Raw genomic sequence first — 16164 nt, forward strand, 5'->3', positions numbered from 1 at the left:
CCTTTTATGTGATTTCCTGGAGATATCTTGTTTTCCCGCTCATACTTTCATCCCCTTATAAATTTAAAGTTATTTTATGGTTCGCTTTAAAGTTCCTTTAAGGTTGCCCCTTTACAATATGCATATAGAAACCAACGACACAGGAACAGGCGCAGAACATGCGTGAAAGGAGGACAGGATGGGGCAATATCAAGGAACCTTCCAACGTTATGAAGAAAAATATCTGGTCAGCGAGATAAAATACCGGCTGCTCCGGCAGTGCCTTAAGGATAGGATGGCAGTGGATGAATATGGGGAGACCGCCATATGCAATATTTACTTTGATACGCCAACTCATTTATTAATCAGGAACTCCCTGGAGAAACCGGCTTATAAAGAAAAGCTCCGGCTTCGCAGCTACGGTATTCCCGGAGAGGGTGACAAGGTCTTCGTAGAGCTGAAGAAGAAATACAAGGGCATCGTATATAAGAGGCGGGTGAAGCTGGAATTGAGCCAGGCGGAGCAGTATCTGTATTATCAAAAGCCCATGGAACAACCCTCTCAAATCATGAAGGAAATTGATTGGTTTATGCGGTTTTATAAGGAGATAGAACCCTCCATGTACATCTCTTATCAGCGAACTGCCATGTACGGCATGGAGGATTCCCGGCTTAGAATCACCTTTGACCGGGATATCCTGTGGCGGGAGCAGGAGCTCTGGCTGGAATACGGGATATGGGGAAATCCGCTGCTGCAGCAGGGGGAACGGCTGATGGAGATCAAACTCCCGTATGCCATGCCGCTGTGGCTCTCCCGCATCCTGGACCAATTGGAGCTTTATCCGGTTTCCTTTTCAAAGTATGGAAATGGATACCGGCGGTCGCTTGAAATGCTAAATCATAAGATAGAAAAAGGAGAAATATTATATGCTTAATTCAATACTTACAGACAGTCTCACCATGGAAAATTTTCTTATCTGTACCCTGGCCTCCCTGGTTCTTGGCGCGGCAATTGCCGGAGTGCACGGTTATTTTAACAGCAGCAGCAAGGGTTTTGTGATTACCATCGCGTTGCTTCCCTCCATCGTTCAAATGGTTATTATGCTGGTAAACGGCAATCTCGGTACCGGGGTGGCAGTCATGGGAGCCTTTAGCCTTGTGCGATTCCGCTCGGTTCCTGGTAATGCAAGGGAAATTAACAGCATCTTTCTGGCAATGGCAGTAGGGCTGGCAACCGGAACAGGATATATAACCGCGGCCTGTCTCTTTGTGCTGATTATCGGCGGAGCCAGCATCATATATAATCTGACAGGCTTCGGTGAAGTGAAGTCAAAGGAGAAGGAACTTAAAATAACGATTCCCGAAGGCTTGGATTATACCGGAATCTTCAATGATGTGTTTCAGCAGTATACAACAAAGTGTGAGCTGATCAAGGCAAAGACCTCCAACATGGGAAGCCTTTATAAGCTGGAATACCGGATTAAGCTCAGGAAGCCGGAGGAAGAGAAGCAATTTATTGACGAACTGCGCTGCAGAAATGGTAATCTGGAAATCAGCTGCGGAAGAATTGCATTCGGAAGCGATGAATTATAGACGTGAGAAATCAATGGTAAAACAAAAGTTGATGCAATATGGAAAGCGAGGATATTATATGAAGCATAAAAGAATAAGTATAATAAGTGGAATTCTAATGATAGCCCTGATATTAACCGGATGTTCGTCCATGAATCAGAATACTCAGCAGAATACACAAACCGGTGGAACGCAGGATCAGAAGGGAACAACGGAAGCACCGGTTACTGCTGCCGATTCTGTCACCGCAGTAGAGGTAAATAAAGAATTTACGGCAAGGGATCTGGAGGTGGGTTATGAGGAAAGCAGCGCCGCACAGATTGAACTAAATGGAAGCAGCATAACAGTAACGGGTACGGGAGCTTCCGTGAAGGATCAGACCGTGACCATCAGCCGGGATGGCAGTTATGTAATTACAGGCAGCTTAGATAATGGGCAGATTATTGTAGATGCGGGAGATTTGGATAAAATTCAGCTGATTCTGAACGGAGCTGCCATCCATAGTGCTTCCAATGCACCGATTTATATTAAAAATGCAGATAAGGTCTTCATTACCCTGCAGGAGGGAACGGACAACAGCTTAAGCGACGGCACGGAATATGTGCAGACCGATGACAATAATGTGGACGGCGTAATCTTCAGCAAGGCGGATCTGACCCTGAACGGCTCCGGTTCCCTGACAATTCAGGCGAATTATAAGCAGGGGATTGTCTCTAAGGATGATCTGGTATTTACCGGAGGCAGCTATAATATTACGGCGGTAAAGGATACCATCAATGGAAAGGACTGTATTAAAATCAAGGACGGAAGCTTCACCTTAAGCGCCGATACAGGGAACGGACTCCAGTCCAAGAACAGTGATGACCCCACCAGGGGATATGTGTATATCTGCGGCGGAACCATAGATATTACCAAGAGTCAGGAAGGAATTGAAGGAACTGTAATTATCATAGAAGATGGAGCAATTGTAATCAACGCGGCAGATGACGGTTTGAATGCGGCCAGCGCGAGTGCAGATACCACAGAGGGTGATACCACAACCTCCCTGTCTGCCGATACTCGAGAGCAATTTCCGGCTAGCACTGCAGAAAGTACTTCAGACAAAATCTCTGGTAATCTTCCCGGAACGAAATCTGGTGACGCCTCTGACAGCACTTCGGGAAATGTTCCTGGAACTGATTCTGGCAATGCTTTTAACAATCCCAGTGGAAACCCTCCCGATGGTTCAAAAATCCCCTGGAACGGCACCGAGCCCTCCGGTGAAATTCCTGCTACTGGGGAGGGGGATATGAATCAATGGCCCAGTGGCATGGGACAAAGCGGCGATTCTGTACCCTCTGACTGGACTCCTCCCGAGAATATGGGCCGGGGAGGATTTGGAGGAGAGAATCCCTTTGAATCAGATGACAATTGCTATATCTCCATCTCAGGAGGTACGCTGACCATTAACGCGGAAGGGGATGGAATAGACTCCAACGGTAATTTATATATCTCAGGAGGCACCATCTATGTGAACGGCCCCACCCAGAGTATGAACGGGAGTCTTGATTACGGCGGTGTAGGAGAGATCACAGGAGGAATCTTGATTGCGGCCGGAAGCGCAGGTATGTCCCAGGGCTTCACGGAATCCTCGTCCCAGTGTTCTCTGCTCTATGATCTGTCCTCTGCCAATGCGGCCGGCACCCAGATTATTCTGACGGATTCTTCCGGTAAGAGTATCCTTAAGTTTATACCAGAGAAGCAATACCAGTCGGTAGTGCTCAGTTCCCCGGAAATGGTGCAGGGAGAGACCTACACCCTGACCTGTGGTACCCAGACAGCAGAAATTACCCTGTCTTCCATTGTCACCAGCAACGGGCAGGGGAGGGGCTGGGGAATGGGGCAGAGGGGAGGGCGCCGTTAGCCTTATGCATGTGTGAATGGCTGCAACATCCCCAATTAGAATAAAATAACAACAGACGGAGAATGAACATTGCAATTGCATTTCATACATGCTAGAATAGGTTCATCGAAAGCGAACCAATATCACTACAGAGTAGACAGGTGAATTATGATTATTGATGATATAGCCCAACAGCTTGGCGTTTCTAAAACAACCGTTTCACGTGCGATAAACGGGACCGGACGTCTTTCGGAAGCAACACGCCAAAGAGTTCTTAATTACATTAAGGAGATCGGTTTTACTCCCAATGCTGCCGCAAAGAATCTTGCGACTACGAAGACCCATAATATCGCCTATGCAATGCCTCTCAACAGGGATTCAACGAGATCCTCGTACTTTTTGGAGTGCCTGTTTGGAGTATGTAAAACAGCTTCGGCAACCTTATACAATGTTTTTGTGGTCGGCGATGACTTTGAGGCGGTCAGCCAGATCGCCAGCAGCCGAAAAGCGGATGGTATCATTTTATCGCGCAATAAGATCGGAGAAGCCAACATGGAAAAGCTGGCTTCCACCGGGATTCCCATTGTGCTGACGGGCTCGACAAAGGTTCCCGGAGTTATTCAGATAAGCTATGATGCGCGGGCGGCTTTCCGGGATCTGACCTTACGATTGATGGGCCGTTGGAGCGGTGATTTTGGCTTAATCCTTACCCAGACGGACTATCCGGCCAATATAACACGTGCCGACGGGTTTACAGACGCACATATCATCAAGGACAAGCAAACAATGATTATGGGAAATGCCGATACCGAGGAAGAGATTCTGGAGGCGTTTAACAAACTGTACCAAAGGGGAATACGAAATATAATATGTGGCGATGACGCGGTTTGTGTGACGTTGCTGAGCATAATCAAGGCTTACGATAGCTTTGACGCGAGTTACAGCCCCGGAAAATCAGGGCATGACGGAATTAATGTGGCCTCCTTTCACGGAAGCCATCATCTGACAACGTTTCATCCTGAAATACCGCTGGTTGAACTGGCACCGGAACGATTGGGCAGTCTTGGCTGTAAGATACTGATCCATAAGATCGAGGGAAACGATGTTCCCGCAGAAACATTATTGGATTATAATCTTAAAATTTGAGCAACTTTGTTTCGCAGAGTTGATTTGAACAACCGGTAAATCAAACAATAAAAAAAGAGCATTCGCAGGAGAATTTCCATCTCATGGATGCTCTTTTTATTGTGCAAATTTTACGAACACGAGGCAGGAACTATATAGTTATTGTACATTGACAGCAGAGTGTCCAGGCGATATACTTAATGTGTGCAAGCGGTTGCGCAGTCTTTGGATCAAGGGAGGAATTAGCAATTGAAAGGGAAAACAAATAATTTTTTATCAGATCTGAACAAAAATAAGGCATTTTTATTTATGCTGCTGCCTGCGATTGTATACATAATAATTTTCGCGTATCTGCCCATGTCCGGAATTATTCTGGCCTTCAAAAAGTACACCTATGCAGGAGGGATTTTTGGAAGCCCATGGAATGGACTTAAGAATTTCGAATTCTTTTTCAAATCCGGCAAAGCAGCTCTTGTGACACGGAATACCGTTTTGTACAACCTGCTGTTTATCGCATTCAATACCTTCCTGCAGATATCCGTCGCAATTCTTCTCACGGAGGTGAAGGGCAAGCATTTCAGGAAGATAACCCAGTCCATGATGTTCCTGCCGTACTTCATATCCTGGGTCGTCGTATCCGTAATCGCATTTAACATTTTAAGCTATGATGTCGGGGTCATTAATTCCATCATAACCAAGCTCGGCGGTGAGAAGATATCCTTCTACTCCAAGGCAGGGATCTGGCCGGCGATTTTGACCCTCTTCGGAGCCTGGAAGGGCGTAGGCTACGGCTCCATCCTCTATCTTGCGGCAATTATGGGCATCGATGTGCAGATTTATGAGGCGGCGCAAATTGATGGAGCAAATGTCTTTCAGCGGATCTTTAAGATAACAATTCCCCAGATTATGCCGACTGTAATCATTCTTTTGCTTCTTGCCGTCGGCGGTATTTTCAGAGGCAACTTTGATATGTTCTACAACCTCATCGGATCAAACGGCGTTTTATATAACGCAACGGATGTAATTGATACCTTCACCTTCCGCGCATTGATGACAAATTCTGATTTTGGTATGTCGGCTGCTTCCGGGCTCTACCAGTCGGTCAGCTGTTTCATTACAATCTTGATTGTTAATAAGCTGGTTAAGATGTACGAAAAAGATTACAGCTTATTTTAAGCGGGAAAGGAGAAGAGCATGAGTATCAAGAAATCCAATACCATAAAGCGGGGAACCGACACAATGATCCTGCACACGATATCTTATATCTTTAATGGTTCCATCGCAATTTTATGCCTGCTGCCCTTTATTATGATTATTTCCGCTTCCTTTTCGGATGAAATGGCGGTACAGCTGAACGGTTTTTCCCTTTTGCCGCAGAAATTTACCCTGGAGGCATATAAGCAGGTATTCGCCGAGCCCATGGTCATAGGAAGGGCGTACCTCATCACCATACTCCTTACGCTGTTGGGAACAGCCATAGGGCTGCTGTTCCAGTCCATGACGGCGTATGTGCTTTCCAGGCGGGATTTCAAATGGCGGAACGGTTTTTCCCTGTTCTTTTATATAACAACCTTATTTAACGGCGGACTGGTATCGTATTTTATATTGATGACACAGTATCTGCACATGAAGAACAATTACCTTGCGCTGTTTTTACCCCTTGCCTTCAGTGTATATAACCTGCTTGTTCTTAAGAGCTATATCCTGGGAATACCCAATGATCTCATCGATGCATCCAAAATTGACGGCTGCAGCGTGTTCCGGACTTATCTTTCCGTCGTGCTGCCTGTAATAAAGCCTGCGCTGGCTACCGTAGGGCTGTTTATAGCATTGGCCTACTGGAATGATTGGTACAGCGCAATGCTCTTTATTACCAATGATAAGATGAAACCGCTGCAGTATATGCTTTATGAAAAAATCAATAATATTGAAGCTTATAAGCGGCTGATTGCCTCGGGGCTCAGCAAGAGCTCGGATGCTGTGAGCGCCCTCAGTCTGCCGACCCAGACTCTGAAGATGGCACTGACAGTAGTGGTCACAGGCCCCATCATATTGCTTTACCCCATCGTCCAGAAATACTATGTTCAAGGTATCACAATAGGCGCGGTTAAAGGTTAACCAAATAAATATCAAAGAAACAAGGAGGAGATCAAATGTTTAAAAAAATGCTGGCATTATTATTGGTTATGGCTCTCGCTATGACCGGCTTTACCGCCTGCTCAGGCAAGGAGTCCGGTAAGGACAGCAAAGAAGGCGGCACACCGACAAAAGAAGCTGCCAAGGATAACCCAAAGGAAGACGATAAACCTGGCACTGCGGAATCAACCCTTACCTACAAGGGGCATGATATTTCCGAGCCGCTCACGCTGACGGCATATGTTTTGGGGGATCTGCCGACGGACGGGCAAATGGTTTATGACAAAGTGAATGAAATATTAAAGGAGACCATTAACGCAACCATCGAGTGGAAATACCTTTCCTGGTCGGAGCACGGCACAAAGTATCCTCTGCTCTTTACAAGCCAGGAGGATTTTGACCTCATCTTCACGGCTCCCTTATGGGCCCATTATGAGGAGACAGTAGGAATGGGCGGCTTTGAGCCTCTGACTCCGGAGTTCGTGCAGAAATATGCTCCCGAGCTCTGGGAGGTGGTACCGGAAGAGGCATGGAATCAGACCAAGGTTGACGGCACCTCCTACTGTGTTCCTTCCTCCGAAGCGGTTCTGCGTTCCGATGTAAATGCAGTGCGCGGCGACCTTATGGAAAAGGCCGGGATAGAAGACATCACCACCTTTGACGAATTGCTTAAATTCTTTGACTGGGTGGCAACCCATCAGAGCGAAACAGGCGTATCACCCTTAGGCGCAGCTACCGGTGGTTTCCTTTACAGCTATTTCGGACATAATGACTTGACACTCCTGTCCGGTATGCCCTATGAAATACTGTATTACAACTATCTTGATCCTACTAACACGGAAGTGGAATATCTGCTGGATCAGGATTGGTTTAAGAGCTATTGCGAGGATATGAAGAAGTACTTCGAAGCCGGATGGTGGTCACAGGACAGCCTTGCTTCGGGAAGCACCTTCCAGGAGAACTTCCTGCGGGGCGAAGCAGCTACCTTTAGCTGGAACATTGGCTCAGTCATCAATTTCCTCCGTCAGGCCGACGCAGAACATCCGGACTGGAAGGTGACCTTCGTTGATCCGGAACTGAACGGATATAAATGGGTTGAGTCCTATAATAACAATGATATGGCAATTAACGCATTCAGCTCCAAAAAGGAGAGAGCGATGATGGCCCTGAACGAATTGTATTGCAATAAGGAAGCAAACCGCCTGATCCGCTATGGTGTCGAAGGCGTGCATTATAACCTGGTTGATGATACCCATTATTCCATGACAGAGCAGAACGGCAATTATCCCATCGGCGGAAACTGTCCCTCCTGGGCACTGAAAAACCCCAATTTTGCTTTGGAGCAGTATATTGAAAATCCTACCGTATACGAGTTGAAGGAGCGGGAAGTCCGTAAGGTTTGGGAGCAGCATCAGGTGCCCGCACACCCCATCAACCAGTTTACACTGGATACGACCAACATTACCACACAGATCGCGATGATCACCACATTGAAAGACCAGTATTTCACTCCTTTGATCAGCGGTATGGCAGGAGATGTGGATACAGCAATTGAAAATCTGCGTACACAGCTGGAGAAGGCAGGAATTCAGGACGTTATCGCGGAAGCGGAGCGTCAGATTAAGGATTATGTAGCGAATAAATAAAAAATAAGTATCCCCCGTCTGAAAAGGCGGGGGATATAGTCAGGAGAAGGCAGCTTATGAGTGAATTTATTAAAGGCGTGGATATTTCATTTCTGGAGGAACAGCTGAAGCAAGGCGCAGTATTTAAAGATTGTGACAAAACACCGGCTCCAATCTATACATTGCTTAAAAAATACGGGGTAAACGGTGTCCGTTTCCGTATATGGAATGAGCCCCAACATGTTTTACAGTCCGGAGGGCATTGTTCTGTTGAAAAGACCCTTGCCGCCGCCAAAATCGCAAAGGAAAACGGCATGAACATCCTGCTTGATTTTCATTATTCGGATTTTTGGGCGGACCCGCAGCAGCAAAATAAACCGAAGGCATGGGAAAACCTCACTTTTGACCAGCTGGTTCAGGCGGTGTATGATTTTACGAAAGAGACCCTGCTGAGGTTCACAGCGGAGAATGCAATGCCGGACATGGTGCAAATCGGAAATGAAATACGCAACGGTATGCTTTGGGAAGACGGCATGATTGCCGATATGATCCGGCTGGGAGACGAATCCCACGGCAAGGTGAGCAGCGTTCACGGAAAGCCCACGAATTACAGCAATCTGGCAAAGCTGGTAAATGCCGGAATGCTTGCTGTCAAAGATGCCTGCAAGGACCGTGTTAAGATCATGATCCACCTTGACGAAGGCGCTAATTATTCCTTATTATCAGAATGGTTTGATCAAATGAATGCGAATCAGATGGAGGATTTTGACGTCATAGGTTTGTCGTATTACCCGCATTTTCATGGTAAAATTGAAAATCTGGAGGAAACGGTGAATAAGCTTGCGCTGCGCTATGAAAAGCCAATTTATATAGTGGAGACGGCACATCCCTGGCGCTTCCTGGAAGAGGGCTTTGTGCCGAAGGAAGAGCTGGAGAAAAACGGTTATCCTGCTACGCCGGAAGGACAAAAAGACATGCTGGATAGGGTGTTTGATATCGCAGCGAATATTCCGAAGGGATTGGGCCGGGGGGTATACTACTGGGAACCGGCCATTATTGCTGCTGATTCCGGATATGCGGCCAATATGGGCATTTTTGATGAAAAGGGTGTGGCATTGCCTTCCATTGAGAGCTTCCGGTTCACTGTATCAAAATAGAATTACCATTGATCCAGATCATTCATGCTTCCTTCTAAGTATACAAGGGAAATAAGAGAAACTTGTTTTCTTAGAAGGGGGCTTTTGTGTTATAGTAGTGATAACGGGATTTATATTACTGAGTTTGAGGAAATTTGAGAAAAAGAGAGGACAGACAGAGAATGGACAATACGATTATAATTACAGGACATAAGAGGACTCCCGTCCCGCATCCCATGAGGGGAAAGGATGCCAGCGGGAATCTGTATGAGGTCGATAACATCAGCTTTCTGAAGAATGGCAAACGTTTCTATCCGGTGATGGGAGAATTTCATTTTTCCCGGTATGAGCCGGAGGACTGGGAGGAAGAGCTGCAAAAGATCCGGGCCGGAGGCGTGGGCATTGCCGCTACCTATGTATTCTGGATTCATCATGAGGAGAAGGAAGGGGAATGGGATTTTACCGGCTGCCGGAACTTAAAAGGCTTTCTGCAGACCTGTAAAAAGGTAGGAATGCCCGTATGGCTCCGTATCGGACCCTGGGCTCATGGGGAATGCCGAAACGGAGGCTTCCCGGATTGGCTGGTTTCAGATGGCGCTCCGGTACGCACAAATCATCCTGTCTACCTGGAGAGAGTAAAGAAATTCTATAACAAGCTTGGCGAGCAGGCAGAAGGGATGATGTGCAAGGACGGAGGCCCTGTTATCGGCATTCAGCTGGAAAATGAATACGGTCATTGCGGCGGACCTTCGGATGTAAACGAAGGGATGGATCACCTGCGGATGCTGAAAAAGCTGGCCCTGGAAGCCGGGTTTGCCGTACCCTATTATACGGCTACCGGATGGGGGGGTGCCTATGTGGTGGATGGGGAAACCCTTCCGGTTCTTGGCGGTTATGTGGATGCCCCCTGGGCGGAGCATGTTCAGGATATGCCTGCCAATGAAAACTTTATCTTTTCTTCTTATAAACAGGATGACAACATTGGATCTGATTTAAAAAGGGAAACGAGCCATAATTTCACCTTTGATATTCATATAAGCCCTTATCTGACTGCGGAATTAGGAGGCGGTCTTCAGGTGACCAGCCACAGAAGAACCTACCCCTGGCCGGAGGATATAGAGGCCCAGTCCCTGTGTATGCTGGGAAGCGGCGCCAATCTGCTTGGGTATTATATGTACCATGGCGGGATCAATCCGGATGGGAAATATACGACTTTGCAGGAAACCAGGGCTACCGGTTATAACAACGACCTTCCGGTAAAAAGCTACGATTTTCAGACCTGTATCAAGGAATCGGGAGAAATAAACGCCAGCTTTGGCAGGCTGAAGAAGCTGCATCTTTTGCTTTCTGATTTTGGGGAGCTGATGGCAGGAGCGGAGACTTATTTTGCAGAAATACAGCCTGAGTCTGCCGAGGATTGTCAGACTCTCAGGACAACCGCAAGAGTGAATCATGAGGCCGGGGTAGGATTTCTTTTTATTAATAACCATCAGAGAAAGCGGAAGATGGAAGATCATAAGGACTGCAGTGTCCGTCTGATTTTTGAAGATAAGGAACTTGTCCTGTCCCACATCACGGTAAAAGGCGGAGAATGCGCAGTAATTCCCTTCCGGCTTCCCGGGTTGAAGGAGGGCGGCAATGAAATAGCGGCAAATATGATATCCATGATTCCGGAGAAGACCAATGCATCCCTGATGTGCAGATTAGGAAGCCGTGTTTTCTTCTACTCTGATCTGGAAACGCCGTACTTCCAATGGACGGGAAATCCGGCCAATGCGTCAGTGCTTACCAGACGGCAGGCAGACCAGGCATTTTTAACAGGGGATCGCTTATACATCATGGAAGAACCGGATAGCTGCCTGATTGAACAGGAGGGCAAAGCTTATCTGCTCACCAAATCTGAGCGGGAAACGCTTCTCGTATATGGGGAGAGGGGCGAGGCGGAGAGCGTACAGGTTAACGCGGAAGCTGTAAAAGTACCGGTGGAATGGAGCCTGATTAAGGAAGCGAAAGCGGAAGATGGCACGGTAGACTATATTGAATACCTGATACAGATAGGCCATATCCCGGCAGATAAGCTGAATCAAGTCTATCTGGACATTGATTATGCAGGAGACCGTGCAGAGGTGTATATCGAAGATAAGCTGGCAGATGACTGGTTTACAACCGGCGAGAAATGGCATATGGCTTTAAAGCGCTTCGGTTATCCAGGGGAGCTGGTGCTGCGTATCTATCCCAGTGATAAGCCCATTCCCAATCCTTACAATAATCAGGTTTACTATGATCTGGCTGTAAAGGAAGGCTGTGCACTTCATGAAGTAAAGGCATTACCGGAATATAAGATCGCACTCTGATTGCAAATTATCATGATCAATTATCATGACTAATTATCGTGACTAATTATCATGACTAACCATCGTGACAAATTAAATTTTCATGGAGGGAATGGGATATGGACAAAATTTTAGGAATCGTTTATGCTTATGATGTTAAGGACGCCTACCAGGAGCTTCTGGATATCGGATTCTCCTGGGTCAGGATGGGCATCTGCTTCCCTTGGAAGGATAAGATGTTCGGTACCTTAAGTGAAGAATATTACCGTTGTCGAGAAGATATGGAAATAGCTCATAAGGCCGGAATTCAGATTATGCCCTCCACTCCCGGTATGGGCGGATACCGTTATGATTCAAAGCTTCAGAAGACCTATTATCAGGATGACTGGCCTGATTTTGTCGGAGAAAAAGGGAGCAAAGGGTATTATGAGAATGTGGCCGCGGCATGTGAATTCATTTGCCGGGATCTCGGAGAGATCGCAGGCGATCTGTGGCAGTGTATGAATGAAATTGATATTCCCACCTTCTCAGGTAATTACAGTATGGAGATTACAACGGGAACGGCCCGCGCTTCCGCGGAAGGCATTGTAAGGGCTAATCCGGCCGCCAAATGCGGGATTAATCTGTCCAGGTACCATGAGGAGGGATTAAAGATAGCGGATATGGTATACGCACCGGGTCATAAATTCGGTTATATCGGAGATGATCAGTACTTTGGTTCCTGGCAGGGCAAAACGGTGGAAAGCTGGAATGAGGTGATTGATGCATTATACGAGAGATATCACCTGCCGGTGGTTGCCAATGAATGGGGGTATTCCTCCGGCGGAGCGGTGAAGCAGGTGAGACCGGACGCATCCCTGTTACCGGAAGGTATCCCGGATGTATGCTATGAGAAGAGCTGGTTTCATGAAGCGGAGGGGGGACATACCCAGGAGGTGCAGGCGGAATATTTAAGACGTGGTCTTCAGATTTTTGCGGAGCATCCTCACGTACTGGGAAGCTTTCTGTTTTGCTTTAAGGATGCTAAACATTGCTATCACTGCGGAGAAGAGGATTGCCCTTCCGAATGCTATTGGGGAATCACCGATGTAAACGGCAAACCTAAAAAGGCTTATGAAGCAGTAAAAACGGCAATCAAGGAATATTATCAATGATGGAAAGAGGAACTGGAATGGCCGGCTATTTATTTGTATTTTTTACAGGCGAACAGGAAAGCGGAGAGCAAATCTATTTTTCCATCAGCAAGGATGGACTGCATTGGGAAGACTTAAACAAGGAGCAGCCTGTATTGTTATCTAAGATAGGCGAGGAGGGAGTACGAGACCCTTTTATTATAAAAGATGAGAAGAAAGATATCTTCTATCTCATAGCAACCGACCTGAGGATAGGCACCGGAAAGGGATGGGATACCGCCCAGTACCGGGGGAGCAGGGATTTAATTATATGGGAATCAAAGGATCTGGTACATTGGAGCGAAGCCAGAGCTTGCACGGTTGCGCCGCAAAATGCCGGCTGCGCATGGGCACCGGAAAGTATTTATGATGCGGAAAGAGATGAGTTTTTCGTCTTCTGGGCTTCCATGGTGAAATTAGAAGGGGATGCAGAGCCGAAGCAGCGGATATACGGCTCTTATACGAAGGATTTTATCAGTTTTTCAGACGCCTTTCTTTATGCGGAAGCAAAGAACCATATGATTGATATGAATATTGTCCAGGATAACGGCTGGTACTACCGCTTTGTAAAGGATGAGACGACAAAAAAGATTCGAATCGACCGGGTGAGGGCCCTACAGAATGCAGAAGCAGAAGAGATCGCATCGGAGGTGCTGGATAACCTCTTTGCCGTAGAGGGACCGGAGGCATATCCGCTGCCCGATGGAAGCTGGTGTCTGATTGTGGATCAGTTCGGTCTGGGGAAGGGGTATCTGCCTCTGATCAAAGAAAACCTTGCTGCCGGTGATTTCACCATAACAAGCGGTGAAGCTTATGATCTGGGTAAATTAAAGAAACGGCATGGCGGTGTTATAAAAATAACCGACGAGGAATATAACAGGCTGAAGGAATGGTATTAATAAAGAGGCTTCCTATGATTTGTAATGTTTATCATAGGAAGCCTTCTTTGATATCTTCTTTGATATCTTTTGAGAAACCTATATTTTTGAGAAACAGGAGATTGACAAGGTTGCTCTCTGTTGTCCAAAAAACAGACCATATTTTGGGGGAATTGTACTATGTGAACAAAATATATTTGGATTTTATGCGAATTGACTAAAAAACAGTATAATAGTATCATTAAGTAGAGGGATGAATAAGATAAATTGCACTAAATATTGTTGAATTAATAAGCGCAACTTTAAAAATTGCACATTTTCATTTCGAAGAACCACTACGGCTGTAAAAGGGAGTGGAAGGAGAAAAACACAGGAGGCTGCATAAGGAAATCGTAAAGAAACCACTAGGAAAGGGAGATAAGATGAGAAATGGATTGAGTGAAAAACGGTATAAGGTACCATTCCTTAAGACCGTAAGAAAGCATTGGATGCTGCTGGCCATGCTGGTTCCGGCACTTCTGTATGTGATTATTTTCTCGTATATACCCATGACAGGTATCGTATTGGCATTTAAGAATTACCAGTATAAGGGAGGTATCTATGGGTCCCCCTGGATCGGGCTGGACAACTTCAGGGCACTGATGATTGCGGGAAAGCTGGGGCAGGTAACACGCAACACCTTGCTGTACAATATTGCCTTTCTTATATTGGGCGTGCTTTTTGAGATGGGCGGTGCGATATTGCTGAACGAGCTCTTCGGCAAATGGTTCAAGAAGATTGCCCAGTCCTTTATGTTTTTACCTTATTTCATCAGCTGGGTTGTGGCCGGTGCCATCATGTACAACATCTTCAATTATGAGCGGGGCGTATTCAACCACCTTTTGAATATGCTGGGGATGAATTCCTTCGATCTGTATAACACGCCGGGAGCCTGGATTGTTGTTCTGATTTTCTTAAAGATATGGAAACAGACAGGATATGGGTCCGTCGTATATCTGGCGGCGATTACCGGGCTGGACCAGGAGATGTTTGAAGCCTCCGCCATAGACGGAGCCAGTGCATGGCAGAAAATCCGATACATTACCATCCCTTCCCTGATCCCCACCATGATGATACTGGTGCTCCTGGGGATCGGCAATATTTTCAGAGGCGATTTCGGCCTGTTCTATCAGACGGTGAAGAGCAGCGCGCTGCTGCAGCCGGTGACGGATGTTATCGATACCTATGTGTTCCGGCTATTGGTTACCAACAGCGATATCGGCGTATCAGCCGCTGCCGGATTATATCAATCGGTGCTTTGCTTTGTGACAATTATGGTCTGTAACAGGCTGGTCAAGAAAATGAACCCGGATTATGCCCTGTATTAAGGAAGGAGAGCAAGGCTATGTCAAATAGAATGATACCTCATGGCAGGCGCATGAGCAGGGATACTCTTACGGTCAATGTGCTGGGCTATGTGCTGATCGGTTTATTCGCACTGATTTGCGTAATTCCCTTTTACCTCATTATTGTGGCGTCCTTTACGTCGGAGGGCTCGCTGATCCGCAACGGATATCCTCTGATCCCCACGGACTTCAGTGTGCAGAGTTACCTTCTGTGTCTGAAGAATCCCATTTCCATACTGAAGGCTTACGGAACTACCATTGGTGTCACCGCTGCCGGCACGGCAATATCCGTATTTGTGGCGTCTATGACGGGATATGTGCTGTCGCGCAAGGATTTCCCCTGGCGCAACAAGCTTTCTTTCTTCTTTTTCTTCACCACATTATTTAATGGGGGACTGGTGCCTTGGTATATGCTGTGCGTGCGTTACCTGCATTTTAAGAATTCCTACCTGGGGGTTCTGCTGCCGCTGATGTTCTCCGTATGGAATATGATTATTGCAAAATCCTTTATGAACGGCATTCCCAGCGCCATCAGCGAATCAGCCAAGATGGACGGAGCAAATGATTTCATAATTTTCCTCCGCCTGATCCTGCCCCTGAGTAAGCCCCTGCTGGCAACCTTAAGCCTGTTCGCGGCGCTGGCCTACTGGAACGACTGGTATAATTGCATGCTGTATATTACAGATACCAATATGTTTACCCTGCAGTACTATCTGCAGAGGATGCTGGGAAGCGCGGAAGCCATGCGGCTTGTGGCGGAGAAATCGGGTATCGCACTTCCGTCCGTGCCTCTGGAGAGCATGAAGATGGCCATGACGGTCATCGCCACCGGACCTATTGTGCTTTTGTATCCCTTTGTGCAGCGCTATTTCGTCAAGGGTCTTACCATTGGAGCAGTCAAAGGATGACTACAGGCCCGGTATCAGATCAGAGATCGTGTAT

The 16164-nt window shown here is 46.8% G+C and carries 13 protein-coding genes; all 13 read left to right on the forward strand.

Annotation, left to right across the window (positions count from 1 at the left end; translation table 11 throughout):
• Positions 1-178: 178 nt before the first annotated feature.
• The 13 genes from HNQ56_RS13295 to HNQ56_RS13355 all read left to right on the forward strand — a co-directional run bounded on the left by HNQ56_RS13295 (position 179) and on the right by HNQ56_RS13355 (position 16130).
• Positions 179-913 (forward strand): polyphosphate polymerase domain-containing protein, encoded by a 735-nt coding sequence (locus HNQ56_RS13295; protein ID WP_429146912.1) that lies wholly within the window; start codon positions 179-181, stop codon positions 911-913.
• Positions 906-1571, forward strand: coding sequence for a DUF4956 domain-containing protein (locus HNQ56_RS13300; RefSeq protein WP_429146914.1), 666 nt, complete (start codon positions 906-908; stop codon positions 1569-1571). Before HNQ56_RS13295 ends, HNQ56_RS13300 begins: the two co-directional genes overlap by 8 nt.
• 130 nt (positions 1572-1701) lie before the next feature.
• Entirely contained in the window at positions 1702-3453 is a 1752-nt protein-coding gene (locus HNQ56_RS13305; protein WP_429146916.1) for a carbohydrate-binding domain-containing protein, read from the forward strand.
• Between the two features lie 147 nt (positions 3454-3600).
• On the forward strand, positions 3601-4578 hold the full coding sequence (locus tag HNQ56_RS13310) for a LacI family DNA-binding transcriptional regulator (protein WP_429146918.1): 978 nt from the start codon (positions 3601-3603) through the stop codon (positions 4576-4578).
• A gap of 228 nt (positions 4579-4806) precedes the next feature.
• On the forward strand, positions 4807-5733 hold the full coding sequence (locus tag HNQ56_RS13315) for an ABC transporter permease (RefSeq protein ID WP_429146921.1): 927 nt from the start codon (positions 4807-4809) through the stop codon (positions 5731-5733).
• 18 nt (positions 5734-5751) lie between these two features.
• On the forward strand, positions 5752-6675 hold the full coding sequence (locus HNQ56_RS13320) for a carbohydrate ABC transporter permease (protein ID WP_429146923.1): 924 nt from the start codon (positions 5752-5754) through the stop codon (positions 6673-6675).
• 35 nt (positions 6676-6710) lie between these two features.
• Positions 6711-8339 (forward strand): DUF3502 domain-containing protein, encoded by a 1629-nt coding sequence (locus tag HNQ56_RS13325; RefSeq protein ID WP_429146926.1) that lies wholly within the window; start codon positions 6711-6713, stop codon positions 8337-8339.
• Between the two features lie 56 nt (positions 8340-8395).
• A complete protein-coding gene (locus HNQ56_RS13330) occupies positions 8396-9475 on the forward strand; it encodes a glycoside hydrolase family 53 protein (RefSeq protein WP_429146929.1) in 1080 nt (359 codons plus the stop codon).
• A gap of 134 nt (positions 9476-9609) precedes the next feature.
• Positions 9610-11808 (forward strand): beta-galactosidase, encoded by a 2199-nt coding sequence (locus tag HNQ56_RS13335; protein WP_429146932.1) that lies wholly within the window; start codon positions 9610-9612, stop codon positions 11806-11808.
• 98 nt (positions 11809-11906) lie between these two features.
• Positions 11907-12941 carry a hypothetical protein gene (locus HNQ56_RS13340; RefSeq protein WP_429146934.1) on the forward strand — a complete coding sequence of 345 codons (1035 nt, stop codon included), beginning with the start codon at positions 11907-11909 and terminating at the stop codon, positions 12939-12941.
• A 17-nt stretch (positions 12942-12958) separates the two neighbouring features.
• On the forward strand, positions 12959-13858 hold the full coding sequence (locus tag HNQ56_RS13345) for a glycoside hydrolase family 43 protein (RefSeq protein WP_429146937.1): 900 nt from the start codon (positions 12959-12961) through the stop codon (positions 13856-13858).
• Between the two features lie 401 nt (positions 13859-14259).
• Positions 14260-15204, forward strand: coding sequence for an ABC transporter permease (locus HNQ56_RS13350; protein WP_429146940.1), 945 nt, complete (start codon positions 14260-14262; stop codon positions 15202-15204).
• A 17-nt stretch (positions 15205-15221) separates the two neighbouring features.
• Complete coding sequence (locus tag HNQ56_RS13355; protein ID WP_429146943.1) at positions 15222-16130, forward strand: carbohydrate ABC transporter permease; 909 nt, start codon at positions 15222-15224, stop codon at positions 16128-16130.
• Positions 16131-16164: the final 34 nt, after the last annotated feature.

It is taken from the genome of Anaerotaenia torta (assembly GCF_050433395.1).
GTDB lineage: Bacteria > Bacillota > Clostridia > Lachnospirales > Lachnospiraceae > Mobilitalea > Mobilitalea torta.